Origin of the sequence: Desulfosporosinus sp. Sb-LF, assembly GCF_004766055.1 — a bacterium.
GTDB lineage: Bacteria > Bacillota > Desulfitobacteriia > Desulfitobacteriales > Desulfitobacteriaceae > Desulfosporosinus.
In genome coordinates this window covers 91,625-118,314 of sequence record NZ_SPQR01000003.1, presented here as the reverse complement: position 1 = coordinate 118,314, position 26,690 = coordinate 91,625, and the positions used below count along the sequence as shown (strand labels likewise).

Below are 26,690 nucleotides of genomic sequence, written 5' to 3'. Positions count from 1 at the left end.
GGAGACTTAGTAACAGTTCAAAAAAAGGATTATACACCACTACAGAGGTGTATAATCCTTTTTTTGAACAGAACTTGGAAAAATCCAAATTCTGTTCCCCGTCTAGCCTTAAGAAATGCCATTTGAACGATAAAAGCATTGAATCTCTTGTTTGTTAATATCTGAAATCAATTGTAAACTATATTTCCCAGGTTCAAAGTCATACACTTTTACAACTTCTTGAAGCTGGGACATTTCTGTAGGGAGGGTAAGAAATCTCTGAGCGATGTTCTCCAGCAAATCTAATTGATAGAGGGTATCTTGCTTTTCGGGAAAGAGTGCAAGGTAGAATATCTCACTTTCAATCATGTCCTGGAAAAAATGGGTTCCAAACGATACATCGGGAAAAAACCCAGAGTGACGGTATCCGATCTCGCCTAGAATTGAAATGCGATCTATCTCTGCAAAAGCAACGGGTACACCTAAAGAGGGAATGCGTGATCCCCATCTTCCGGGACCAAGGAGAAGTGCTTTGGTGCTCTCTTTATGAATTTGCTTATTGAGCCTCCCCACGGTTCTAGCAACCTCGTATTTCTCTGATTGGCTAAGTAGGTTATAGGCATCTGGGTCTACTATGATGACTTTGTGAATTGTCGTGTAAACATTTCCCCCCATGAAATTACCATTGCTCTTAAAAAGGATTTGATTCAGTGGGAATTCGTGAGGGAACTCAACCCGTTCTTTGGGACCCTGAACCTGTAAGGGTCTACATTGTAATAGGTTAATTATATAATGACCATTGCTTCCGAAGTTTACAGTGAATTCAATATCGATAGGATGGCAATAGGCTGCCTCTAATGTATTGAGAAGTTTAGAAAAGGTTTGAGAAAGATCTGTTTTAGAAAATAACGGGTTAAAACTAAAAACCCAGGATTCCTTACAGCTCAGGCCAAGTTGTTTCATCCTTTGTTCAGTTTTAAAGTCTCGTTCAGCAATCATTGCTTGATGCAAATCGACTTGTTGATCTAATAAATCTTGAATCGAAAGGCACTCTTGACTATTGTTTTGGATGTTGAGTACGTCCATTTTCTGCTGTGAAAAGGCTTTAAAACTTTGAAGTCCATCACAGGGTATAGAGAGGGGGCGGTCTAAAGCAGCAATCCTAGCATAGTCCCCTTCGAGCCTGTTGACGGCTCTTGTACCCAATCCGATAACAAGCCGTACCATTCCTGCGTTTGGATTCATTTGAGTATCCCAAATGTAGGTGTTGTAAGAAAAACCCACCCCGGCAACATCAGGAAAGAAATAGTCCTGTTTATTGGATCCGGACACTCTTTGTACGAGAAGAGCCATTTGTTCTTCCGTACTGGTTAAGCCATGCTTTTCACGATAGGTTAGCGCTTCTTCACTTAATGTACTGGCAAAGACTTGTCGAACAGCCTCCGCAAAGAGCTGGTACCTTTCTTCGAGGGTACCCTGGTTGATACAGAAAATACTTTCGTATTTGCCCGGAAAGGCATTGCCGAACCCATCTTCTAAAAGACTACTAGACCGCACAATAATCGGGGACTGGCCGAAATACTCCAGCATTCTAATAAATTTGCATTTTATTACGTCGCTAAACTGTCCTTGGAGTATTTTATCCCGAAGTGAAGAGGCCTTTTCGAAATAGTATTTTGGTGCTCTGCGTTGTTCCATCTTAAGTTTCCACAAATTATTGTCGACAAGAAAGGAGTAAAAGACATCTGACCCAATATAAAATGAATCATGAGGCTCTAGGATATCTTTCCATGTTTCAGACGCTTGGATTAAAATCTTTCGAGCGAGTAACATCCCTACCGCTTTGCCACCGATAAACCCAGAGCCAATCAAACGTGACTTAATGGACAAGATATCTTGGAGGGAAAAATGTTCATGAATTAGTTTGAGAATTCGCTCATCGCGGGTCAAGAATATCCTGGATAATTGATGAATGCGTTCTTTAACTTGAGTTAAATTTGCTGAGGAGGAGAGGAGTTCTCCAGCCTTTAAAAATAGACGGTCCCAATAATCAAGGTCCCGTTCAGGGTTTTCATCATCTTCTCCGTATTGAGAATAAAGAGCAGCCACTTCTCCACTGCTGGTAACAGGTGTAAATTGATTATTTTGGACAACATGAGGCAAGAATAGAGTAGAAGTATAGCGATTCCAGACTTTTAAAGGGTGCACATAGGTCGTGCCGTTGGCTTCATAAACATCAAACAGTACCTGAGTTGTATCACGAATCACAGCTGTGGTATGGAACGAGTTACGATTCTTGTAGGTCGCAAAATAGGCTATCGTATTCAGTTCAAAAAGATAGGGACAGGTGACCTTGAAAAAATTTCCGATCATCGAATCTGTAGCCCAACGATCCAATAGTTCAGATAAGCAATCAAAAATATAGAAAACGTCTCGCCCTTCTTGAGTAATTTTCTCGTGGATCTGAGAGCAAAACTCCTCAAATCCATTCTCTGCATCAACGGAAAAGATTTCTACAGTAGCTATATTTGCAATAAGCGGGGCATGTTGTGCAAAACGAATATAAATAATCTTTCTATGTGAACTAGTCTTTTGCTCAATAAACGCATTGACAAATCTTTTATACACCTCAATATCCTTAACCTGAAAAACAACATTATCTCCCATTCTAAGATGTTGAATCACGTGATCTAATGTATTAAAACCTGTACTCACTTTTTGGGAGAGTTCCATAATGATACCTCCTCGTATTTCATGGTTAAGGATTTCTTATAAGGTGCAATAAAAGAACGGCGCACTGGAAAAACTCGTTTGTTTCCGAGTAATTCCAAAGCGCCGTTGCTTTGCTTATATCATCAAAATTGTGAGGTCAAGTATGGCAGCGTATACTGGAATCTTATCGCAAGAACAAACTCCAATGCAATAGATCAATCATAAATATTTTGTATACATTGAGAATGAAGGTTGAAGAGTATTTGTGAGCAGATAGTTTATCTATGGAAATTCTAATGTGACGCGATCTTTCAAAAGTCGTATAATGGGATAGTAATGAGGAGGTAAAAACAGCTATGTTAGATAGTCTTTACAGGCGCCGGAGTATTCGGAAGTATCAATCTACGAAGATAGATCAAGATACAGTACAACTGCTTCTGAAAGCAGCGTTATTAAGTCCGTCATCTAAGGGGCTCCAACCTTGGCAATTCATTGTAGTGGAGGATTCAGAAATCCTAAAAGAATTGTCAAAAGTAAAAAAAGGAGCGGGGCATTTGAAGAATGCCACTTTAGGCATTGTAGTTTGCGCAGATTCTGCAATTAGCGATGTCTGGGTGGAGGATGCTTCTATTGCGGCCACCATTCTACACTTGACGGCTAATTCTATGGGATTAGGGTCATGTTGGATTCAAATTAGAGAGCGCCAGTTCACAGAAACTGAGACGGCAGAACAACACGTACGAGAAGTTTTGGAGATTCCGGTCAATATAAAGGTCGTAGCGATTATTTCCATAGGGTATCCAGATGAATCTAAATCACCTCACACGGATAATAACCTAAGATTTGATAAAGTCCATTTGAACAAGTATGGTTTAACATACTAACTTGTACGGTAAAATCTCTTAGCATCTGTTATATCCGGTTGACAAATTAATTAATACTGTTATAATTTAAATAACTTAATTATTAAAAGCGAAGACGGAGAAAAGTACGCTATTTATTACCTTTCAGGGAGGAAGAGTCACGACTGAAAACTCTTCTATGTGTGGTATTAGCTGAAGTTCCCTCCCGAGCTGCCGGCTGAACGTTATCAAGTAGGCTAGGACGGTTCTTCACCGTTAACAGGAAGGGGGTATCGGATATTATTCCCGTACCTTTGTCGAGTGGCCCTTTGGCCAAAGTCGGGTGGTAACGCGAGATTGAACTTCTCGTCCCTTCAGGGATGAGGAGTTTTTTGATTTTGTTTACCTAGACTACTACTCGATAAATACGGGCTTGATATTTCTGTACTTTGTTGAGAGGGCCAAGTTTGGCCAAAATGGGTGGTAACGCGGAAGTCCACGGCTTTCGTCCCTAATATGGGATGTACCGTGGATTTTTTTATTGAATAAATTGAAGGAGGCAATTAATTATGAAAGATTTGATATTGGGAGGACTTACTTCTGAAAAAGGTACGCGTGCGATTGAGGTTAATGGGGTAACAATCGGAGGAAAAGATATTATCCTTATTGGTGGACCCTGTGCTGTAGAATCAAGTATTCAAATGAGTCAATCTGCCGACACAGTAAAAAAAGCTGGAGGGAAAATCCTTCGCGGTGGGGTTTTTAAACCGCGTACGTCTCCATATAGTTTCCAAGGCTTAGGTAAAGAGGGGCTTAATTATTTGGTCCAAGCCGCTAAAGAACAGGGCCTGCTCTGTGTTACCGAAGTAATTGATGCTCCGAGTTTGGAATTGGTGGTCGATGAAATCGACATTATTCAAATTGGTGCTCGCAATATGCAGAATTTCGAATTACTGAAGTTGGCAGGTAAAATTAACAAACCGATAATCCTTAAAAGAGGCTTGTCTGCTACGATTGAAGAGTGGTTGTTGGCGGCTGAATATATTTTATCAGCCGGTAACTCTCAAGTGATCCTTTGTGAACGTGGGATTCGCACGTATGAACCCAGCACTCGAAACACCTTAGATCTTAGTGCCGTTGGAGTGGCCAAAGAGCTTTCGCACCTGCCGATTATTGTCGACCCGAGTCATGCAGCAGGCAGAAGAGATCTGATTGCATCTTTATCCAAGGCTGCACTCGCTGCGGGTGCGGATGGTTTGCTGATTGAGATGCACCCTAATCCAGCCGAGGCTGTGAGCGATGGACCTCAATCATTGCATCCTGAAGAGTTTATCCAACTAGCGAGAGAACTTGATGTAGTCGCCGAATCGGTGAATAGGGTCTTCAGCTGTGGCGGACAAGAGGAGGGGGACACCCTTGAATCATTGCGTGCCAAAATTGACCGCATTGATCAAACTATTATCGAACGGCTTGCAACTCGGATGAAAATAGTGAGCAAGGTAGCGGATCAAAAACGTCTGGATCGAGTTAAAGATATCAATCGAGAAAAAGAAGTTATTCAGCGTTTGGTGAACCTTGGTAATGATTTGAAACTTCCTTCGGAATTAGTAAAAATGATTTATCCTTTGATTTTCGAGTTCTCAGTCCAATCTCAAATTAAACGAAAGTTAGTTGAAGAGAAAGAACGAGATCTCCCGAATGTTTGCCCTCTCGTAAGTAAATAACTTACAGATGAGGCGAAGGTGATAAAAAATTTGAAAGAGCCCTTATCAAGAGTTCAATCCCTCTTGATAAGGGCTCCATTAATCTTTTGTGCGAATGTAAATTTGTTGATCTAATCTTTCCTTTTTAATACGTAAATGTTTGGAAACTCATTTTATATGAAACAATTAACTCATTAAATTGCTCTAGTGGTGCAGAGCTTTGTATTAACATTTGAGCTTTTTGGAAAAGGTGTTTGTGAACATCCTCTCTGCCCCCTAAGAAACTGATCATCTTTTTGAGACCGGGGTCGTTTGTCATGATGAAGTGTTGATTGTATAAAATTCGTGCTCGGACTTCAGCTTCAACGTCCGCTTGGAGCATCGCCATGGGGTCTAAGTTTTGATCGACATAACTTATATTCCATGGAATTCCCTGAGAATTAACATAATGTAGCGGTGGCCCTCCTAACTTGTTAATTGCGATTGCGATCATTTCCATGTGACCCATTTCCTCGGCGGCTATGAGTCCCAAAAGATCACGAAGATGACGGTTACTCATGTTGGAACGGTGATTGAGGTACTGGGTTGCGGCGGAATATTCACTGTCCTTTCCACCATAGTGTTCAAGTAATACTTGGCCAAACATCGGGTCGGGATGTTGAACGTGAACTGGATAGAATAGTGGCTTGCTATAACTAAACATGGCTATTCCTCCTCAAGACATAAAATCCCTGAATTCATTATATGAATTAGTCGATGTTTTGTTATAAGGAGTATTTGGGGTCCATATGAAATTCTTGACTATAAAATGGGGCCGCAACAGACTAGAGAATGAGTTTGTTGTAGCCCCATTGTTTTTGACTTTGTGCTATTAAATCTTTTCAGGTTTAATATACATTATGAACAAGATGATCCTTATCTTGTTCCGTCTGATCAGAGATTTCACCGCCTCCTTGAGCCTCTTCAAGCCATTTCTTAGATACTTTGCATTTAACGACATTTCCTTTTTCATCATGTCCTTCGAGGGTGATTTTTTCTCCGAATAAAGAATCCATTAATCCTGTTGAGAAACGCATAAACCATATCCCCCTTCGAATATCTTCATTTCGATTTTTTTTGTGTTTAACCATAGTATGGGAATAATGCTATTATAAGATACGAACCTTAAGAAACCCTTAAGATTCTTCTCGACATGCGGGGATTGTCAGGCAATCTTTGTCGTTGTACTGGTTACAGAAAATTTTAGGGGCAGTGCAATTGGTTTCAAAAGATAAGGTTTAAATGAGTTTTCTTTAGAGAAAATTAGGTATATAATCGAAGAAGGAGGTGTTAAATGAGCATTTACGAAATAATTATGTTACTATGTTTTGGAGCAGCATGGCCATTGTCTATTTACAAGTCATATAAATCAAAATCTTCCCGAGGAAAGAGTGCATCGTTTTTAGTGGTTATTCTTTTAGGCTATGTTGCGGGGATATTGAATAAGTTTTTCTACAATTTTGACAATGTAATATATCTTTATGCATTAAATATGATAATGGTAGCGACTGATCTGGTTTTATATATAAAGAATCGAAGATTTGAAGGATAAACAGCATTCGCTGCTATTGATGAAATAAAACAAATGTAAAGTATAGGAGATGAAATGAATGTTTGCACAACTCTGGGATCTGCTAATTGCTTTTGCCAGGGCCAGTAATCTTGGCTTTGGGGGTGGTCCAGCCGTCATTCCTCTCATCAAAATCGAAGTGGTGGAGAGATATCACTGGTTGACTAACGCTCAGTTCACTGATGCGCTTGCCGTTGGGAATGCTTTACCGGGCCCGATCGCTACGAAATTGGCCGGGTATGTCGGTTATCAAATTGATGGATGGTTAGGAGCTTTAGCTGCACTAATTGGTACGATCGCACCCACTGCCCTCGCCGTTATTTTGCTGACTGGTTTTTTGATGAAGTACTCGAATTCAACAACTCTAAAAGGAATGCTCAAGGGAGTGCGTCCTGTCGTCGTAGTCTTAATCGCCCAGACTGCTTTCGATATGGGAATTGGCTCTTTTCCGAACCTAACAACCTGGGGCATTGCTTTAGCTGCAGTGGTTTCGTTTTATTGGTTGAAGCTACATCCCGCCTTAATTATTGTAATATCTATGGCATTTGGGCTGTTGGTGTTTCGCTAATATAAGCGTCTTTGAAATCACTATTTGCTTACATAACTAAAGCGTTTAAAAGGGGTGGTTTTTTTGCTAAGGCAAATTTGGGATATATTTATTGCATTTACCCGTGCTTCGAACCTTGGCTTTGGTGGAGGACCTGCTGTTGTTCCGCTGATTAAGGCTGAAGCAGTCGATCGATATAAATGGCTGGATAACGAAGAGTTTGCGGATGCCTTAGCCATTGGGAATGCTCTACCGGGTCCAATTGCTACGAAAATGGCGGCCTATATCGGCTACAAAGAAGCTGGCTGGCTGGGAGCTTTAGCCGCTTTGATTGGAACAGTCGCTCCTACAGTAATCATTGTTGTTCTCTTAGGTAGCCTCATTATGAAATATTCTAACTCTCCAGAACTTAAAGCGATGCTCGAGGCTGTTCGCCCAGTGGTGGTTGTTCTTGTTGCAGATACCGCTTATGATATGGGTAAAAAATCATTCCCGACTACCAGTACATGGGGAATTGCGGTTGTGACTGTGGCATTGCTCTATTTAACTAATATTCACCCGGCTATTATTATTGTAGTTTCCATGCTATTTGGTTGGATTGTATATGGACGAACTAAGAAGCAAGAAGTAAAATAAGGTATAAATTAAGAAGCATAAAGAAATTTTCGGAATGTATGTGCAAGTCTGGAGGATGGGAAACGATGAACGAGTGCGTGTTTTGTACGCTGCCGGAGACAGAAATCTTGGCGGAAAATGATCTTACTCGGGCCTTCTATGACAAGTACCCAGTCAGCGACGGGCATGTCTTGATTGTTCCTAAAAGGCATGCTGCAAATCTTTTTGATGCAACTCCGGAAGAGATGGCAAGTGTCGGGGCTCTCCTTACAAGGGTAAAGATAATACTAGACGATCGATTTCACCCAGATGGTTACAACATCGGAGCGAATGTTGGAATTGCTGCTGGGCAGACGATTTTTCACTGGCATGTCCACGTCATCCCACGCTACAACGGAGATGCTGGATCAGTGCGATGGCATTCCTGAAAAATGACCAACTTAGTTAACAATACTGGTGAGAAAGCACCTTAAATGCAGAGGGTGATAAAAATGATAAATCGTGAACGACTTTTAGCTGAGTTTTTCGAACTGACCAGAATCGATTCTCCTACAAAACATGAGCGACAAATAGCGGATTTACTCAAAAATCGTCTTTCGAGTATAGGCATGCTTGTAACAGAAGATGAAGTTGGTCAGGTGATTGGCGGCAATTGTGGTAATGTTTTTGCTTACTTAAAAGGAGACCTTCCTGAGGCACCAGTCTTATTGCTCTCGGCACATATGGACACAGTCGAACCCTGTCACAATGTTGAGCCAGTACTACAAGACGGGCTAATTACCTCCGCTGGTGCAACAATCTTAGGGGCTGATGATATCTCGGGCATTGCACCGATTCTGGAAGCACTAAGAACGATCCAGGAACATGGAGTTTCCCATGGGGACATTCAGGTTATTCTTAATGTTGCCGAAGAAGGCGGTCTAAATGGTTCTAAGAATTTAGATATAACTCATTTGAAGGCTGATCTGGGATTTGTTTTGGATGCTGACGGGGAGCCAGGAGCGATTATTGTTGCTGCCCCTGGGCAAGATCGAATCAATGTAACAATTAAGGGTAGAGCAGCCCATGCCGGAGTTGCTCCAGAAGCTGGAATTAACGCAATCGTTCTGGCAGCTAAGGCGATGGCCAGCATTCAATTAGGTCGAATTGACGAGGAAACAACCTCCAACATCGGAACGATACAAGGAGGTCTAGCCACAAATATTGTGGCAGAGAAAGTAGAAATCACTTGTGAAGCAAGAAGCCGGAACTTAGGAAAGCTGGAAAAACAAACTGCTCACATGTGTGATGCGTTTAGGCGCTGTGCTGAGGAAGCAGGAGCGATCGCTGAAATAAACGTAAAGAGGTTATATGCCCCATTTACCCTGGCGGAGGAATCACAAGTTGTTGATCTTGCGCTACAGGCGGCTAGAGATGCTGGTTTAAAAGCAGTGCTTGGGGCGACAGGCGGGGGCAGTGATGCGAACTTTTATAATGTTTATGGTATACCATGCGCTGTTTTAGGAACTGGAATGCAAAAGTTTCACACAACAGAGGAATTCATTAAAGAAGAAAATCTCTATAGGACCGCCAAGTATGTGGTAGAGATTATTAAGGCGGCAGCAAAGGTTAAAAAATAAATGTTATGGAAATTAAATTTCATAGTTTGAAAAGCCGCAACACGTCCTAAACGTGCTGCGGCTTTTTCATGAAGCAGTCTTTAGATTCTAATATAAGTTAATAAAGATAAAGTAGGTATTTCTAGATTGCATGAAGAAATAGAGTAATGAAATGGCGCAACTTGTAATATCTGTCTTTCACGGAAGGTAATATCAAGATCGTGTTGAATAGAGTAAGTAGAATGTGAAGTGGGAATTATATAATAATTTTATACGGATCGTGGTCATGTGAGAGTCTAGTTGAGGAGGTATTAAAGTGGATTATGACCATAAAAAGGAAATACAGGATTCGGACGAATTACGAAAAAGCATTGAAAAGCAATTTCTACTACAAAAGATTATTGATAATTCATCGGATGCGCTATTTGTGACCGATAGATTTGGCAACGTGCTTTTGGCCAACAAAGGGGCGGCACAATTTGTGGGTTATAAGGTTGAAGAAATGATTGGAAGAAATGTAGAGGAATATATACAAGAGGGTCTATATGACTGGTCCCCTACGATAAAGGCAACAAAAACCCGTTCTATCGTATTAGGGAATGTGAGAAACAATCACGGAGTTCAGTATATGGTTACAAGTAATCCGATAATGGATGAAAATAACGAGATTGTGATGATCATCACAACTGTACGCAACAAGGATTTGGTGGACGAATATATCGCAACTATAGCAAAAGATGGAACAACAGTGAGCCGAAGCAAAACCGTGGAAGAAGATCTGGTGAGCAGCGAACCTGTTGCTGAGAGTAAGCAAATGCGCCAAATTATAAAAATCAGTAATGTGATCGCGAAGACCGATAGTACAATCATGCTTATTGGAGAGACAGGTACTGGTAAAGAAGTAATGGCAAGGTATATTCATCGAAATAGTCTCCGGTCGAAAGAATTATTTATTCCTGTCAATTGTGCTGCGATTCCTGATGAATTACTAGAGTCGGAATTCTTCGGCTATGCGCGAGGGGCCTTCACCGGCGCAAATCCACAAGGAAAACCTGGGCTGTTTGAAGTTGCTGATAAAGGAACGTTATTTCTCGATGAAATTGCCGAATTGCCATTAGCAATGCAGTCCAAGCTACTGAGAGTATTAGAATCCAGCGAAGCACAAAGGTTAGGCGATACAAAAATTTACCAGACCGATGTCCGAATTATTGCGGCTACGAATAAAGACTTAAATATTATGATTAGCCAAAAGCTGTTTAGAAGCGATTTATACTATCGCCTCAATGTAATACCTATTAAATTATCCCCTCTGAAAGAAAGGCCTGAGGATATTCTTGTTTTTGCTCATGAATTTTTAGAGGAATTGAATAGAAAATATTCTTTAAAGAAGGTATTCTCTACTCAGACAACTCAGGCATTTCTCAACTACAGTTGGCCTGGAAATGTCAGGGAATTAAGGAATGTTGTAGAAAGATTAGTTATTACGTCAGACGGTGATATTATAAATTTTGAGGATGAATCCCTGTTGACTAGAAACACATGTTTAGAGAGTGAAGAATGTTCGCCTGAAAAACATATAGCTTATAGCGGGACTTTGAAAAGTGTTTTAAAAGCCGTTGAAGAAGAGTATATAAATCAAGTGCTGGCAGAATGTGGCGGTCGGGTAGGTGAGGCTGCCCAGCGATTAGGAATCCACCGTACCATGCTGTATCGAAAGAGTCAGAAAGTAAAGGGTTTAACACCTAAATCCCTTTCCTTTAGCTAGATCCACAAATTCGTCTTTCGTACAATTTACTTTTACATTACAGTAGAATAACCCCTTGAAGTGAGAATCTACGCGCTCAGTTATATCCACTTGCCATTGGATGCCTGCCGTATCTGCGAAGGTTAGTAACTTTGCCAAATAGTCTAGACTCACATTGACTAGCCCCGCGGGAGATACACACTCATCATTGCTCGCTGTGAATTTATTGATTACTTGTATCTCAGTACCATCTGAAACTTTTCCGGCTTTTTCTTCGAAGCTTGCAATGAGACCGTCGTGGATTACTTTACACTTAGCAACCTCTGATTCGCACAGTTTTCTTATACCACTGTCTTGGCCGGTCGAAGTAAATCTTTGGAGAAGAATAAGTTCGTCGCATTTTTTCATTTTACGTTACCTTCCTTTCGTTAATATTTTAGTGCCTTTTTTCTGGTTTATTGTATCGTGGGGTATAGTGTATATCCAGTGTTGTGCTGGGCCTAACAATATTAGTATTCTTTTTGACACTCGCCGTTTGATCGATATGAATTTAGTATCATATCCTATAATCATTCCATTACATTTGATTATAGTGTATTCTCTTTTAATTCAGATATTTCCTGCTAAGAGTAATGAGAAGATGGCGTTATTAGTATAAAATATTCTCATGATTCTAAGTGCAGATAGAACAATAGTCATTTCCTATGGCAAAATGAGTTCTCAAGAATATTTTGCTCGAAGAGAAAATGGCTAGAGAGAAAGCCGTTGATGCTATCCATATATATAATGTTGCAAAACGAATACAAAGTAGCTAAAATGCAACCGAAATGTAGTTAATATGCAACCGTTTTTCGGAAAAGAGCATTCAAAACCTACAATTTATAGTTATCTAAAAGGTGCCAATTTACAAACTATTGAGTGAATTGGCACCTTTTAGAGTCTCTTGTAATAAATTATATTGATAACAAGTGTTTTGGCATGAAACTTGCTTATATAACTGGTATAGGTAACTTATATCGCCATGACAAGGGGGGATGGATTAAAGTGCTTAAGCCTAAATCCATGGAACAACTTATTAGTATAAAAATCCACTTATCATACTAAGCGATGCGTGTTATAGGAAAGGTTATCGCCCTTTAATGCCAAGTAGAATGGTACAAGATTAAAAAGATTGAGGGAGGAATTTATAATGATTAAGAAAATTGGGGTTTTGGGTGCAGGTACGATGGGTGGAGGAACTGGAATTGCGCACTTAGCAGCTATGAAAGGTTTCGAGGTAGTACTCTATGGTGCGGAGCAACGATTTGTAGAAAGTGCGATTAAGAATATTTCCAGGTCTCTAGGTCGGAAAATTGAAATGAAGAAAATGACAGTAAATGAAAAAGAAGCAATTCTAAAACGGATAACCATCACTACAAACATGGAGGACTTTGCTTCTGTTGATCTGGTGATTGAGGCTATTTATGATGAAATCGAAATCAAGAAGATAGCCTTGGAAAGGTTAGCCAAGATTTGCAGTCCAGATACAATATTTGGCACTAATACTTCATCTAAGTCGATGAGTACTCTAACTTCCGCCACTTCCCGCCCTGATAAGGTTGTCGGGCTGCGCTTCTCGAATCCTTCCCGGGTAATGCGAAAGGTGGAAGTCATACGTGGGTCGGATACCAGTGATGAGACTGTGAACGTGGCATCTATAGCGATGCAGGCTATGGGCAAGGTACCTGTTGTAGCTCAAGCTAAGACCGTTCGCGCCGTGGAAGAAGGACTCGGAACTTCGAGGAATGTGGATACATTAGTTAGAATGGGTTCGTGCTGTGTAAGATGGGCTTAGTTTTCAAAACTGATTAAAGGAGAAGATAACATGGTCGCAACTCGACAAGTGTATTGGAATATTGAAGGCCATCATTGGCTCTATATTTTCTTCGCGTTGGCTCTTCTGAGTTTTGGGTATGGGATATACCGTCGCGTTAGACTATGGAAAATGGGTCAACCTGAAAACCGTTGGAGCGAGGCTTGGCAAGGAATTAAAGATATATTGATATATACTCTCGGGCAAAAACGAGTTCTTAAAGAAGGCTACGCAGGAATCATGCACCTGGCAATATTTGTAGGCTTTATATTTCTAGCCTTTGCCACAGCGATGATTACTTTACAATCTGATTTAGGCTGGAACATTTTCCAAGGAACACTCTATCTCTTCATTAAAGTAACAGCTAATCTTTTCGGCTTGGCGGCAATTGTCGGGATTTTAATGGCGGCTTACCGACGTTATATCCTAAGGCCTGAAGCGATGAATAATAGGGCGGATGATGCAATAACCTTAGTCTTGATTTTCACAATTCTTGTCACAGGGTTTGTTATTCAAGGAGTACGCATGGCTGTTCTTGTGGATCCATGGTCAGCGTGGAGTATCGCTGGATCATGGCTGGCCACTCCTTTAAAGATATGGTTTAGTCAAGGACAACTCTTAGCCTTACATCGTTGGCTATGGTGGTTCCATTTATTACTAGCAATGGTTTTCATCGGGTATTTACCTTACTCAAAAATGTTTCATATTTTATTGGCGCCTTTTAATCAATTCTTTCGCAAACGAGGGCCGATTGGCGTTCCAACACTTATCGACTTTATGGATGAATCCATAGAAAATTATGGCGTCAGCTCACTGAAAGAGTTCTCGTGGAAAGCGTTGTTCAATACGGATGCCTGCCTGCGCTGTGGTCGTTGCCAAGACAATTGCCCTGCGTATCTCAGTGGCAAGCACTTGAATCCAAAACAGGCAATTCAGGAAATTAAGGGATTGATGGAAGAAGAGGGTAGGGCACTTGATCAGCTGAAAAGAGAGGAAAAGCTAGCAGTCGGAGATGGCCTAGCGGAAGTCGCCAGTGCCCAAGACGGTGAGCACTCGTCTCTTAGATCCCTTGTCGGAGAAGTCATACCTGAAGAAGACCTGTGGGCCTGTACGACCTGTCGTTCCTGTGAACAGCAGTGTCCAGTGTTTGTGGAACACGTTGATAAAACGATTGATATGCGACGTCATTTAGTTCTCATGGAAAGCCGTTTTCCAGCCGAAGTACAACTTGCCTTCCGCAATATGGAGAATAATGGAAATCCATGGGGGATTGGTTGGACCACGAGAGCAAACTTTTTAACAGGGATAGGTGTGCCAACGTTAGAGGAAAATCCTGAGGCCGAAATTCTTTATTGGCCCGGGTGTTCCGGTGCATTCGACGCAAGAAATCAAAAAGTAGCGACTGCGGTTGTCGCTCTCCTACGTGCTGCTGGAATTAATTTTGCTATCTTAGGAAATGAAGAAAAATGTTGCGGCGACTCTGCCCGAAGACTCGGTAATGAATTTCTCTTCCAAACCTTGGCGAGCGAGAATATCGAGGTTATGAAGGAGTATGGGGTCAAAAAGATTCTCACCCAATGCCCGCATTGTTTTAATATCTTGAAAAATGAATACCCGCAGTTGGGGTCGGATTTTAAAGTAGTTCATCATACGACTTACTTTAAAGAACTTGCCGTGGAAGGTCGGCTTAAACTGGGGAAAACAGATGCAAAATCGGTAGCCTTCCATGATTCTTGTTATCTCGGACGCTATAACAACATTTATGATGAGCCACGTGAGTTGCTAAAACTCGTGGGGTTGAACGTCACGGAAATGAAAAACCATCGGGAAAAGAGCTTTTGCTGTGGGGCTGGCGGAGGACGCTTTTGGATGGAAGAACACGAGGGCGAACGGATTAATGTAATGCGCACGGACGAGGCCATTGCAACTGGTGCAGAACTTGTGGGAGCAGCCTGCCCATTCTGCCTAACCATGATAAATGACGGTATAAATGCTCGTGAAGCTAGTGACAAAACGAGAGTCCTAGATGTAGCTGAAATTTTAGTTCAAGCCCTATAAGGCGTGTGTCTAAAGACCTAACAAGGGGGTTGCAACAAATTTATCCAGTTTGTTGCAACCCCCTTGTGATTAATAAATATATGGATTTAAGGATTATTCACAATTTTATAGACTGTTACAGTTGATTTGAATTCTTGCCTATTAAGCATTAGCAAGAATGAGGCAACGAGTGATGCTTTCGAGTAAGAATATATTGGGTTTTATAGGGATAGAAGCTAATTGCCCTTTTGGCTTTGGGCATAAACCTTAGATTGGTAATTAGATACTGCTCGTCCTCGCGTCCTAATCCCCTTAGCCTTAAGTTATGTTTTTGGCCAAATAATTCTTCGTACACGGTTTCTTTATGTAATTTTGGGCAGCGTTCGTATATAAAATAACGCTGACCCAAGCAGAATTGTATGAAGAGGATGTTATGGTCTTGATTGTGAATCCCTATTATCTGTATAGGCGAACTTTTGTTAATTTTAGACCAGCCTGTGTACATGTCCCTAATGTCAGCAACAGCTTCGGTCAAACAGCCAGGACAGATAGAGTATTCGGCCATTTGATTGTCATTCTCCAAAGGATTTGGATTAAGGATGAAATCTTTCTGTTCATAGACTTTTACCTTTATGAGAAATGTATCAGGTTCTAACTGCGATACAATCACTAGGTCTTCAGGGCCTAATTCAAATTCAACTGTTCTGGTGCGTTCAGATTGCTCATTCATGAATTCCGCCTCCTTAAATTTGACATCCCATTTTATTTGGTATTCCTGAAAGCGTTACCCGAATAATTAGATATTACTTAGCGGGGGACTTTAATTTGAATGCTATAAATCGGAGCTTACACACTCTTATTGCCATGTAGTCAAAAAGAGTATAATAATTCATTCATATCCCCATATATTGGAAATTTTTCTAGTCATACGTTGGTGACCCTGTTATTAATATAACCATCATGCTTTTGATTATTTGTGGTGGGTTAGGGGTTTGTCGTTTTAGTAAATTTCCTGGCAAACCAGAGAAAAACTATTAGACTTCATGCGAAAATCGTTCTACAGGTTTTGGGCATTCTTCTAGCTAATATTTTATTAGAACGAATGATATAGATTTCATAGAATTGTCCTTGGACTACAGTGTTTCGAAATTACCTGACTAGTGCCGAGGAGTCTATTTAGGCCGGCAAAAAGCGTCTCGATTTTGCTTTTGAAAATCACAGAAATGAAGAGAACAAATCGCTGTTACACTTGACAATTAGCGAAAGTAGTGTAAGATATAAAAAAATGCTAAAATGACGATGAGAGGGAATAGTACAGTTGCGTTTTCCGTTCTAGAGAGCTGCTGGTTGGTGAAAGGCAGTAACGGAATAGAATTGGAACTCTTCCTCGAGTAGCTGACCGAAATCGTAGTTGAAAGTAGGCTCGGACGGAGCTTCCACCGTTAAAAGGAAGGAGATATCGGATAACTCAAAGATTGTTGTTCGATGTAAGGAGTTCGATCGGTGACGTTATTTTTTGGGTCGAATTACGAACAACGAACCACGATTGTTGATTTACTCCCGTATCTGCAGAGAAGACAGCTATTTGCTGTTAACTTGAGTGGTACCGCGAACTAACCCTTCGTCTCAATCAGAGACGAAGGGTTTATTTATTTTTAAGGAGGAATTTAAACATGAGCAAATTATATGTTTTTGATACTACCCTTAGAGATGGAGAACAATCCTTGGGGATTACCTTGAATGTCAAAGAGAAATTAGAGATTGGCCATCAGCTAGTAAAGCTTGGCGTCGATATTATTGAAGCCGGTTTTCCAGCTTCTTCACCTGGAGATATGGAATCAGTCCGAACTATTGCCAAGGAAATCAAAGGAGTCACGATTTGCGGGTTGACTAGGGCTGTGGCACAGGATATTGATATTTGTGCAGAAGCTTTGCGCCAAGCGGAATATCCCAGGATTCATACGGGTATAGGAGTTTCTCCCATTCATATGGCCAAGAAATTAAAACTTACACCTGATCAAGTGGTAGAGCAAGCTGTTTTTGCAGTCAAGTATGCTAAGAAATATGTAAGTGATGTCGAGTTTTACGCGGAAGATGCTTTCCGTGGGGATCCGGCGTTCTTGACCAGAGTCATCGAGGCAGTGATTTCAGCCGGGGCCACGGTTGTAAATCTCCCGGATACGGTCGGCTATGCTAACCCTTGGGAATACGGAGAACTGATTGGTTACGTTATTAAGAACGTGAAGAATATTGATCAAGCCATCGTGAGTGTTCATTGCCATAACGATTTAGGAATGGCAACGGCCAATTCGTTAGCGGGTATTAAAGCGGGAGCCCGCCAGGTGGAAGGGACGATCAATGGAATAGGAGAGCGGGCAGGGAATACTTCCTTGGAAGAGGTCATTATGTCGATTTACACCCGGCGGGATGGTTACGGGGTAGAGAGTCATGTGAACACTCGGGAGATATCTGCTACCAGTAGACTCGTTTCACGCATTACAGGAGTGACAGTTCCAGATCATAAGGCGATTGTCGGTGCCAATGCCTTTATGCATGCTTCTGGCATTCACCAAGACGGGGTTTTAAAAGACAGAGAAACTTATGAAATTATTCAACCAGAAATCATCGGTGTTCCCCAAAATTTAATCAGTCTTTCCGCAAGGTCGGGTCGACATGCTCTCCAATATAGTCTCGGGCTACTAGGGTATGTAGTAGAGGGTGATCAGCTTGATGAGGTTTATCAAAGGTTTTTACAGCTCGCGGACCTCAAGCAAGAAGTGTTTGACCAAGATCTTTATGTTTTAATGGGCGATTCAGGGAATCCTACGAATGATCTTGTTCTCCGGAGTATGTCTATTGTGACAAATGGGGTGGAGATGGCTACAGCTACCGTCGTTTTAGAAAAAGAGGGGAAGATGATTACGGATGCCGCCTGTGGCAATGGCCCAGTGAATGCCTTGTTTAATACAATTGACAGGATAACTGGGAACACAGCAATGCTTGAAGATTTTACATTGAAGTCTGTAACTCGAAGCAGCGAGGCCCTAGGAGAGGCCACTGTCAAATTGCGCTATGAGGATGGTCGTCTTGTGGTAGGAAAGGGATTCTCGACGGATATCATTGAGGCTAGTGCTAAAGCTTACTTGAATGCCTTGGCTAAATGATCTGCGGATTGTGTCATATAATAGATATATTTTTCAACTTTGATATTGCTACAGTCAATTTAAGGGGATATAATGATTCAATAAGGTTGTGCAAAGAAATGCAAATTGGAGGATTGACCATAAAATGGAAAGAATCTTTAACTTTAATGCCGGACCTGCCACACTTCCCCTTGTGGTTTTAGAAGAAGCACAGAGAGAAATGCTTAATTTTAAAGGAACTGGCATGTCTGTAATGGAAAATAGCCACCGCACCAAAGAATATGAGGCGATTAATTCCGAGGCTGAAGCACTTGTTAAGGAATTATTGGAGATTCCAGAAAATTACCGGGTTTTGTTCCTTCAAGGCGGAGCAAGTACTCAATTTGCCGCGGTACCCATGAATCTGGTCAGCGCAGACAGTCACGCTGACTATATCCTTACAGGAGCATGGGCAGAAAAAGCCTACAAGGAAGCCTCGAAATTTGTTAAGACGAATGTTGCTGCTAGTACTAAAGAAGAAAACTATACTCGCATTCCTGGAACCGATGAAATCAAAGTGAGTGACAATCCTACCTATGTGCATCTTTGCTCCAATAACACTATCTTCGGTACTCAATGGCAGTCATACCCGGACTTAGGGAACATTCCACTGGTCGCTGATATGTCGAGTGATATTCTTTCACGCCGAGTTGACGTTTCTAAGTTTGGGTTGATTTACGCTGGGGCGCAAAAGAATCTGGGTCCTGCTGGGGTAACCGTAGTCATTATTCGCAAGGACCTATTGGAGGGGATTCCCTCAAACATCCCCACGATGCTGCGCTATGATATTCATGCTAAAAATGATTCCCTTTACAACACTCCACCCAGCTATTCTGTTTATATGGTAAATTTGGTTCTGCGCTGGCTTAAAAATAACGGTGGTTTGGTTGCAGCGGAAAAACGCAACGCTGAGAAAGCTGCCGTCATATATAATGCTATTGACAACAGCGAGGGCTATTACCGTGGGCATGCCGTCAAAGACAGCCGTTCATTGATGAATATAACCTTCCGTTTGCCAAACGAGGAATTGGAGAAGACCTTTGCGGTTGAGGCCACAAAACAAGGTATGATCGGTTTAAAGGGTCACCGTTCAGTGGGCGGCATTCGAGCATCTGTCTATAATGCCATGAGTATCGAAGGGTGTATGGCTTTGGCTGAATTTATGAAAGCCTTCCAAAGCAAAAACGGCTAGGTAAGGGACAGTGATCTTGAACTAATCAAGTAGTAAAGGAAGCGGGGCAGTCGAAACCGGATCATCGGTTAGACTGCCCTTGCTTTGGTGTTCAGTATAAGGAATACAGAATACATAGGTTAGATGGCTTACCTTTACCGGGAATTTTCTTTATACTATATGAAGGGGATTAACGCCAATTATCGCATGTGATTGGGTATGTTAAGGTGCGCGCAGAGATAACCGACGCGCGCTTTTATGAATTAAGCCTACTATTTTCGCTTTTAGGGAGGACGCATTGATGGTCGAGAAAATGAAGCTGCCGATGGTACTGGATATTATCAGCGACAATATTATTAAACATGGTAATCCGCTGGCCTTAAAGGGTTCAGAGGTTGCAGCCTGGGCTAAGGGGCTTAACTTGCCAGATAAAGGGGAATTGCTTTTCTACACAGGTGGAGAATACCAGTTGCTCCCCTTTATCGACTCCTTGGTTAAAACGATTACCCACATTGATCAAGGTAGCAAGGCGTTTTCAATGATGATGGGTGTGCGCAATATGCTAGACAAAGCCGGAATTAGTGCGGAAAAGATATACTCTTCGGTGCTGGCTAAGGATCGGGAACGGTACAATTCGATTTGCTTTAAGGCTGCGAAGGTGCTTCAAGGGCTAGGTTATGAGTTTTGTTATGCGGGAAATGAGGAATTGTACAGCGGTGCTTTGCTGTATGAACTAGGTTATATGGAAGATATGAAGGAATATGTTAAAAAAGTAGCAAAGGTGATTAAAAAGAGTGGAGCTAAAACCATTGTTTGCCTTTCTCCGCATGCTGCAGAGGTCTTTAAATTCATCTATCCTAAAATGGTTGAGGGTTTTGACTTGGAAATTCTCACCTTCGTGGATCTAGTTTGGCAACGACGAGATAAACTGGCCATGAACCAAATCCCTGGAGCTGTTGTCATTCATGATTCTTGTCGTTTGGCCCGTGAGATGGGGATACACCAAGAGTTGAGAGATATTATGCTAAGTGTCGGAGCAGAGGTGAAAGAGGCGCCGCGCAACCGAGAGTGGACGTCCTGTTGTGGTGGACCCATTAAAATTCTATTTCCCGAATTATCTCATGTCATTGGATCCCGCCGAGTGAATGAGTTGAAGGAAAGCGGTTCTGAGCATATTCTTACCTCTTGCCCGTATTGTTTATCAGCACTGGAGGGCGGTCAAGCTAAAGGGGATTCTGCTAAAATTGAAGATCTCATTGAATTTCTATATAGGGGGGTAAAAGCATGACCGTCGATTTAAGAAAGGACTTTGTCACCTATGCTAAGTCCCTCAATTCAGCCAGCGAAAACACTAACATACGAACAGCTATATCCAGGGCAGTAACTTCCTACCGCAACACAGTTGCCGAAACGTTGGAACGTTTTCCGCACACACCGGAATTGGCCTTGGAAGTTCAGGAGATCAAAACCCAGGCCATGGCTAACTTGAACGAACTGCTAGAACAGGCGATGGCTTCTGTAGAGCGCAACAAAGGGAAAGCTTTTTACGCTAAGGATCATCAAGCCGCTTTGGAAATTGCTCTGGGGATTATTGGGCAGGGTAAAACCATCGTCAAAGGAAAAAGTATGCTGGGAGAAGAACTTCATCTGCGTGAGTACCTTGAGGAAAATGGTAACGAAGTTTGGGAAACGGATTTGGGTGAGTTCATACTACAACTGCGTAAGGAACGTCCGATGCACATTCTTTCACCATCAATTCATGTGCCACGTGAACAGGTTGCTGAAGTTTTTAGTAAATTTTTTGGCAAAGAAGTGCCGCCTGATATTGCAGAGGAAGTAAAGGTCGTGCGTGAGTTCATGCGTGATAAGTACTTTACGGCGGATGTCGGGATCAGCGGAGCCAACGTGGTGGCGGCGGACACAGGGGCTATGGTTATTATTGAAAACGAAGGAAATGTACGGCTGGCAACGGGTGCGCCTCCGGTCCATATCGTCATGGTGGGGATCGAGAAATTAGTGCCCACGTTCCAGGATGCCATGAAAGTGGCAGAGGTTACTTGGCGCTATGCGCAATATGGTATACCAGGTTATGTTAATATCGTTAGCGGACCGAGTAAAACGGGTGACATCGAGAAAGTAACAACTTACGGGGCGCACGGTCCTAAAGAATTCTATGTTATCTTCGTGGACAGTGGTCGCAGTGAAATGGCCCATGAGGAAAAGTTCAGCCAGGCACTGAATTGCTTACGTTGTGGCGGATGCATGTATGAGTGCCCTGTGTTTCAAGTGACGGCTGGGCATTTTGGGCACACATATATGGGCGGAATTGGCGCGATCTGGACAGCCTTTGTGGCTGGAGGCGTAGAAAAAGCTGCTCCGCTCGTGTATTCTTGCTTACGTTGTGGACGCTGTGTAGAACGGTGCCCCATGAGTATTGAGGTGCCCGCAATGGTAGGAGAGTTGCGTAGGAGAGCGGTTTACGGCGAATAGCGAAGATGATGAAAAAAGCTTGAGGTATGATGTTCAAATTGTACTAAGATAATATTGTAATTTTTATGATTAGATAATATAATGAAAAAAGCTAATTTATCGTAACAAGGAAGATTTATGGAGATCAATGGAGATTTATGGAGAAATTATCTCTATGAATCTCCATTGATAACATATATCAGATAAGTACATACGAAGATAATCCATATGATTCTTGCACGACCTTTAAGAAAACAGCATTTACGGTGAGTATTTGTATAAGAAAGATCACCAAACGTGAATTTCCAAAGTCAAAATTGACGATGCGGAGTTGATTATTCGAATGCTGGTGACAAAAGACAAAGAATCTAGGATTGGCATGATGATGGTAATTCTTAAAAGGCAGAGATTACTTGAACTATCGGCTAAAAACTATTATAATCTACTCAATAGTTTATTCGTGGTAATAGATTAGATAGCAAAGAAGCTATAATTCTCGGTCATAAATCGAGATAATATAACTTCTTTTTATTTTATCAAAACTTCGAGAAAAAGTTCCCAAATTAGATAGATATAACCAATAACCTATTTTTGCGTATTACTTTATGTTGCATTGCCATTGGCATTTCGAAATTATTATACTGGACATTAAGGCGATTCAGAAAAAGTCTTGAGGATGGTTTGAGTAGGAATTATGTCTAAAGACAGAAGTAAAAACGGCGATGCAGCATAAGTTTTTGTAATTGTCATATGTAAGAAGGAAGAGAGGTGGGGTGAAAAGAGATTTGATTAATCGATAAATTCTAAATAAAGAAGCTAGTGAGTGGAGGAAAGAATATGAAAATAAGTAAGAAAATAAGCATTAAGACCTTGATCTTAGCCATGATTATGACATTGATACTCAGCGGGTGCTCTCAGGGAAGTAAGCCGGCGGCGACTTCGGATTCCCAAGCAACTCAAAAAATCAAGGTTGCTTTTGTTTATGTTGGGCCTGTGGGTGACTTCGGTTATACTTACGCCCAGGATCAGGGCAGAAAATTCCTCGAAGCAAATATGAAAAACGTTGAGACAACGTTTGTTGAAAATGTTCCTGAGACTGCAGATGCTGAACGTGTTTTCACGGATCTTGCTCAAAAGGGCAACAATATCGTTATCGGTACCAGCTATGGTTACATGGATTACATGGTCAATGTGTCAAAGAAATTCCCGAATGTAGTCTTTGAGCATTGCAGTGGCTACAAAACCACCGACAATTTAGGCACCTATTTCAATCGTGACTATCAAGCCCGCTATTTAACTGGTATGGTGGCTGGCAAATACACCAAGAGCAATGTTCTAGGATTCCTTGCGCCGTTCGGTACGCCTGAAGTCATCCGCAATATTGATGCGTTTACTCTTGGCGCCCAGTCGGTTAACCCTAAAGTCCAAGTTAAGGTTGTTTGGACAAATTCCTGGAACGATCCAGCGACGGAGAAAACGGCTGCCAATAGTCTAATTGACGCAGGTGCAGATATGCTTGCGATGCATGTTGACTCCCCAACGTTCGCTCAAACAGCACAGGATAGAGGTGTTCTTGCCATCGGTCACGATTCCGATATGTCAAAATTTGCACCTAATTCTATCCTTGTCGGTGATGTATCAAACTGGGGTCCGTATTTTGTGCAAGTTGTGAAGGAAGTTATGAACAAAACCTGGAAGCCTACACAATACTTTGGCGGTATTAAAGATGGCGGCATCATTGATATAACGCCTTTCAGCTCCAAAGTTGATAAAGACTTCCAAGCCACTGTAACTGCTAAAAAACAGGATATTATGGCTGGTAAATTCGATCCCTTCTCGGGACCGGTCTATGATCAAAGCGGAAACCTGAAGATCAAAGAAGGCGATAAAGCTACAGATGATATTCTTCTTTCCATTAATTGGTTTGTTAAAGGCGTATCGGGAACAATTCCCAAATCTTAACCGATCTAAAAACAGAAGAATGATGTACCCGCAAACCGGCGAGACTTTCGCCGGTTTGTGGTAATGTTTGAAAGGGTGAGATCAATGGGAAATACGCCCATGGTGGAAATGCGTAAAATCATAAAAGAATTTCCGGGCATCCTGGCCAATGATCAGGTTTCGTTTGACGTTAACACTGGCGAAATCCATGCTCTGCTGGGTGAAAACGGGGCGGGTAAAAGCACGTTGATGAGCGTGCTCACAGGTCTTTATCGTCCCGACGGGGGTGACATCTACATTGAAGGCAAAAAAACTGACTTTTCGTCGCCTAAGGATGCTGTCAACTACGGCATTGGTATGGTGCACCAGCATTTTAAGCTCGTTCAGCCATTTACGGTGGCGGAAAATGTCATGCTTAGTATCAAGGGTCTGAAACAGATTTATAACCTAAAAGAGATTGAGCAGCAAATAATCAAGCAATCGGAAGCTTTCGGACTTTCCATTGACCCTAAGGCCAAAATTTGGCAACTCTCGGTCGGTGAACAACAGAGGGTTGAAATCATCAAATTACTGTTACTAGGAGCCAAGGTTTTGATACTTGATGAACCGACCGCTGTCCTGACGCCTCAGGAAGCAAATGCTCTCTATGAGACACTTTTAAAGATGACAGAAAGTGGGAAATCCGTGATCCTTATTTCTCATAAAATGAATGAGGTTTTAAAAAATACGAATCGCATTACTGTTCTGAGGGACGGTAAATCCATTGGTACTGTTCATACCAAAAATACGAATGAAAAAGAGCTTGCCAAAATGATGGTGGGCAGAAATATCAGTGACCAGTTGGAAAAGAAATCCTACCTAAAAAGCGAAAAAATTATGTCCTTGAATAACGTATCAGCTTTGGGTGACAGTGGTTTGCTGAAATTGAAAAATATTTCAATTGATATATATGCCGGAGAAATATTTGGGGTTGCTGGCGTTGACGGAAACGGCCAGAAGGAGCTTGCGGAAGCGGTGGCAGGCCTGCGTTCTGTCAAGACGGGAAACCTTTTCTTTTGCGGAAAGGATTGCACAAAATCCGGCCGTAAAAAGCGAATTAATCTCGGTATTAGCTATGTCCCGGAGGATCGCATGACAACCGGGCTTGCGCCGGACCTTAACGCGTATGAAAATATGGCGCTTAAAAGTTATCGCAAGTATCCTGGTCCCTTCATTCGATGGGATAAAGTTAGAAATGACACCGATCGATTGATGCAGAAGTTTGACGTCAGGTTAGCAAGTACGACTAACCCTGTTAAAATGATGTCAGGCGGAAACATCCAGAAGCTGTTGCTTGCGCGTGAAATAGATTCTGATCCAAAGCTGATTATTGCGGTATATCCGATGCGCGGTCTTGATATCGGGGCAACCGATTATGTCAAACGACTGCTCATAGAGCAGAGTGAAAAGGGCAAGGCAGTACTCCTTATTTCAGAGGATCTGGAAGACCTTCTTTCCATGACGGATCGCATCATTGTAATGCACGGGGGTGAAATCATGGGTGTTGTAAAGCCGAGCGAAACAACGCGTGAAGAAATCGGTCTGATGATGGCCGGCAAAAGAAAGGTAGATCTTCATGAATCTTAAACTGTTGGGAAGTTGGGAGATTAAAAAAGCAAATACAAGCTCTGCCCTGAAGAAGTTCGGCATCTCCGTGACCTCAATCGTGCTAGGTCTACTCTTTGCGGGACTTTTTGTGCTGATTACTGGAAAAGACCCGTTGAAGCTCTACAATGAGATTTTTCAATCCTCCGTTGGCTCAATCTATGGCCTTAGCGAAACGCTCGTAGAAATGATTCCTCTAGCACTTTGCTCGCTTGGGGTTTCACTGGCTTTCCGCATGCAATTATGGAACATCGGGGCGGAAGGACAATTTTATATGGGCGCTTTCGGTGCAACCTATTTCGCTCTGTTTTTTTCGGACCTACCAAAACTTATCATGCTTCCACTCATGCTGATTGCAGGCTTTATTTGTGGCGGGCTTTGGGCCTTGATTCCGGCTATTCCGAAGGCATTCTGGAATGTTAACGAAACCATCAGCTCTCTCTTGCTGAACTATGTGGCTTATTTTTGGATGGCCTATCTTGTTTACGGTCCTTGGAAAGACCCTAAGGGAAACAATTTTCCTCTCACGAAAACATTTCCTGATAGCGCGACCATTCCTGTTTTCGGCAACACACGTATTAGTTACGCCATCTTTCTAGTGTTGATCATTGCTGTAGCGATGTACATCCTTATCAAATATTCCAAGTGGGGATATGAGATTTCAGTCAGCGGCTCGAGCCGCAAGGCAGCCAACTATGCCGGGATGAGCTATGTTAAAAATGTATTGATGGTAATGTTTTTAAGTGGGGCTGTATCAGGAATTGCTGGGATGGCCGAGGTTTCCGGCGTGCTTCACCGGTTACAGCAGACCATTTCTCCTGGCTATGGCTACACAGCCATACTCATTGCCCTGCTTGCGCGGCTGAATCCCTTTAGTATCCTGCTCGTATCCTTTCTGATGGGCGGGCTGCTGGTGGGGGGATTCAGTCTGCAGACCTCTGGTTTTCCGTCGAGTATGGTTTCCATGTTTCAGGGTTCGATTCTGTTTTTCGTGCTGGCAGGCGAAATCTTTAACAATTACCGTTTGGTAAGAAAGAAGGCATGA

The 26,690-nt window shown here is 42.0% G+C and carries 22 protein-coding genes and 2 other annotated features; of the genes, 17 read left to right on the top strand and 5 right to left on the bottom strand.

Annotated features, from left to right (window positions below; all coding sequences use genetic code 11):
- Window positions 1–108 precede the first annotated feature (108 nt).
- Window positions 109–2,712, bottom strand: coding sequence for a PEP/pyruvate-binding domain-containing protein (locus tag E4K68_RS05245; RefSeq protein WP_135377840.1), 2,604 nt, complete (start codon window positions 2,710–2,712; stop codon window positions 109–111).
- 335 nt (window positions 2,713–3,047) lie between these two features.
- Between E4K68_RS05245 and E4K68_RS05240 the strand changes: the two genes are divergently transcribed.
- Together E4K68_RS05240 and E4K68_RS05235 are read left to right on the top strand one after the other, a co-directional pair.
- Window positions 3,048–3,575, top strand: a complete 528-nt coding sequence (locus E4K68_RS05240; RefSeq protein ID WP_135377838.1) for a nitroreductase family protein — start codon at window positions 3,048–3,050, stop codon at window positions 3,573–3,575.
- Between the two features lie 82 nt (window positions 3,576–3,657).
- Window positions 3,658–4,049 (top strand) — a binding site (T-box leader).
- 53 nt (window positions 4,050–4,102) lie between these two features.
- Window positions 4,103–5,257, top strand: a complete 1,155-nt coding sequence (locus E4K68_RS05235) for a bifunctional 3-deoxy-7-phosphoheptulonate synthase/chorismate mutase (RefSeq protein WP_135377836.1) — start codon at window positions 4,103–4,105, stop codon at window positions 5,255–5,257.
- Window positions 5,258–5,381: 124 nt separating this feature from the next.
- On the opposite strand, the gene E4K68_RS05230 is transcribed toward E4K68_RS05235, so the two are convergent.
- Both E4K68_RS05230 and E4K68_RS05225 read right to left on the bottom strand, forming a co-directional pair.
- Window positions 5,382–5,939, bottom strand: coding sequence for a manganese catalase family protein (locus E4K68_RS05230; RefSeq protein ID WP_135377834.1), 558 nt, complete (start codon window positions 5,937–5,939; stop codon window positions 5,382–5,384).
- A 184-nt stretch (window positions 5,940–6,123) separates the two neighbouring features.
- Window positions 6,124–6,312 carry a hypothetical protein gene (locus E4K68_RS05225; RefSeq protein ID WP_135377832.1) on the bottom strand — a complete coding sequence of 63 codons (189 nt, stop codon included), beginning with the start codon at window positions 6,310–6,312 and terminating at the stop codon, window positions 6,124–6,126.
- A gap of 257 nt (window positions 6,313–6,569) precedes the next feature.
- On the opposite strand from E4K68_RS05225, the gene E4K68_RS05215 reads away from it, so the two are divergent.
- The 6 genes from E4K68_RS05215 to E4K68_RS05190 all read left to right on the top strand — a co-directional run bounded on the left by E4K68_RS05215 (window position 6,570) and on the right by E4K68_RS05190 (window position 11,370).
- On the top strand, window positions 6,570–6,827 hold the full coding sequence (locus tag E4K68_RS05215) for a PQ-loop domain-containing transporter (RefSeq protein WP_135377830.1): 258 nt from the start codon (window positions 6,570–6,572) through the stop codon (window positions 6,825–6,827).
- 58 nt (window positions 6,828–6,885) lie between these two features.
- The gene (locus E4K68_RS05210; RefSeq protein ID WP_135377828.1) at window positions 6,886–7,413 is read left to right on the top strand and encodes a chromate transporter; all 528 of its coding nucleotides are present in this window, start codon (window positions 6,886–6,888) and stop codon (window positions 7,411–7,413) included.
- A gap of 63 nt (window positions 7,414–7,476) precedes the next feature.
- Window positions 7,477–8,028: a chromate transporter gene (locus E4K68_RS05205; protein WP_135377826.1), complete on the top strand. Its 552-nt coding sequence runs from the start codon at window positions 7,477–7,479 to the stop codon at window positions 8,026–8,028.
- A 65-nt stretch (window positions 8,029–8,093) separates the two neighbouring features.
- Entirely contained in the window at window positions 8,094–8,435 is a 342-nt protein-coding gene (locus E4K68_RS05200) for an HIT family protein (protein ID WP_135377825.1), read from the top strand.
- Between the two features lie 63 nt (window positions 8,436–8,498).
- Window positions 8,499–9,626 (top strand): M20/M25/M40 family metallo-hydrolase, encoded by a 1,128-nt coding sequence (locus tag E4K68_RS05195; RefSeq protein WP_135377823.1) that lies wholly within the window; start codon window positions 8,499–8,501, stop codon window positions 9,624–9,626.
- Window positions 9,627–9,921: 295 nt separating this feature from the next.
- Window positions 9,922–11,370, top strand: coding sequence for a sigma 54-interacting transcriptional regulator (locus tag E4K68_RS05190; RefSeq protein ID WP_243450268.1), 1,449 nt, complete (start codon window positions 9,922–9,924; stop codon window positions 11,368–11,370).
- Here E4K68_RS05190 and E4K68_RS05185 read toward each other — a convergent pair.
- Window positions 11,341–11,757, bottom strand: a complete 417-nt coding sequence (locus E4K68_RS05185; RefSeq protein WP_135377819.1) for a hypothetical protein — start codon at window positions 11,755–11,757, stop codon at window positions 11,341–11,343. The genes E4K68_RS05190 and E4K68_RS05185 overlap by 30 nt on opposite strands.
- A gap of 781 nt (window positions 11,758–12,538) precedes the next feature.
- On the opposite strand from E4K68_RS05185, the gene E4K68_RS05180 reads away from it, so the two are divergent.
- Together E4K68_RS05180 and E4K68_RS05175 are read left to right on the top strand one after the other, a co-directional pair.
- A complete protein-coding gene (locus tag E4K68_RS05180; RefSeq protein ID WP_135377817.1) occupies window positions 12,539–13,183 on the top strand; it encodes a 3-hydroxyacyl-CoA dehydrogenase NAD-binding domain-containing protein in 645 nt (214 codons plus the stop codon).
- 30 nt (window positions 13,184–13,213) lie between these two features.
- Window positions 13,214–15,259 carry a heterodisulfide reductase-related iron-sulfur binding cluster gene (locus E4K68_RS05175; protein ID WP_135377815.1) on the top strand — a complete coding sequence of 682 codons (2,046 nt, stop codon included), beginning with the start codon at window positions 13,214–13,216 and terminating at the stop codon, window positions 15,257–15,259.
- A 148-nt stretch (window positions 15,260–15,407) separates the two neighbouring features.
- On the opposite strand, the gene E4K68_RS05170 is transcribed toward E4K68_RS05175, so the two are convergent.
- Window positions 15,408–15,968, bottom strand: a complete 561-nt coding sequence (locus E4K68_RS05170) for a hypothetical protein (RefSeq protein ID WP_135377813.1) — start codon at window positions 15,966–15,968, stop codon at window positions 15,408–15,410.
- 560 nt (window positions 15,969–16,528) lie between these two features.
- Window positions 16,529–16,870, top strand: a binding site (T-box leader).
- 41 nt (window positions 16,871–16,911) lie between these two features.
- Between E4K68_RS05170 and E4K68_RS05165 the strand changes: the two genes are divergently transcribed.
- From E4K68_RS05165 to E4K68_RS05135, 7 genes are all read left to right on the top strand, one after another.
- The gene (locus E4K68_RS05165; protein ID WP_135377811.1) at window positions 16,912–18,402 is read left to right on the top strand and encodes a 2-isopropylmalate synthase; all 1,491 of its coding nucleotides are present in this window, start codon (window positions 16,912–16,914) and stop codon (window positions 18,400–18,402) included.
- 124 nt (window positions 18,403–18,526) lie between these two features.
- Window positions 18,527–19,612: a 3-phosphoserine/phosphohydroxythreonine transaminase gene (serC, locus tag E4K68_RS05160; RefSeq protein ID WP_135377809.1), complete on the top strand. Its 1,086-nt coding sequence runs from the start codon at window positions 18,527–18,529 to the stop codon at window positions 19,610–19,612.
- Window positions 19,613–19,892: 280 nt separating this feature from the next.
- Complete coding sequence (locus tag E4K68_RS05155) at window positions 19,893–20,879, top strand: (Fe-S)-binding protein (RefSeq protein WP_135377807.1); 987 nt, start codon at window positions 19,893–19,895, stop codon at window positions 20,877–20,879.
- Complete coding sequence (locus E4K68_RS05150; RefSeq protein WP_135377805.1) at window positions 20,876–22,081, top strand: lactate utilization protein B; 1,206 nt, start codon at window positions 20,876–20,878, stop codon at window positions 22,079–22,081. The genes E4K68_RS05155 and E4K68_RS05150 overlap by 4 nt, the downstream gene beginning before the upstream one ends.
- Window positions 22,082–22,897: 816 nt before the next feature.
- Window positions 22,898–24,022 carry a BMP family ABC transporter substrate-binding protein gene (locus E4K68_RS05145; protein WP_135377803.1) on the top strand — a complete coding sequence of 375 codons (1,125 nt, stop codon included), beginning with the start codon at window positions 22,898–22,900 and terminating at the stop codon, window positions 24,020–24,022.
- Window positions 24,023–24,106: 84 nt separating this feature from the next.
- Window positions 24,107–25,627: an ABC transporter ATP-binding protein gene (locus E4K68_RS05140; RefSeq protein ID WP_243450267.1), complete on the top strand. Its 1,521-nt coding sequence runs from the start codon at window positions 24,107–24,109 to the stop codon at window positions 25,625–25,627.
- Complete coding sequence (locus tag E4K68_RS05135; RefSeq protein WP_135377801.1) at window positions 25,617–26,690, top strand: ABC transporter permease; 1,074 nt, start codon at window positions 25,617–25,619, stop codon at window positions 26,688–26,690. Before E4K68_RS05140 ends, E4K68_RS05135 begins: the two co-directional genes overlap by 11 nt.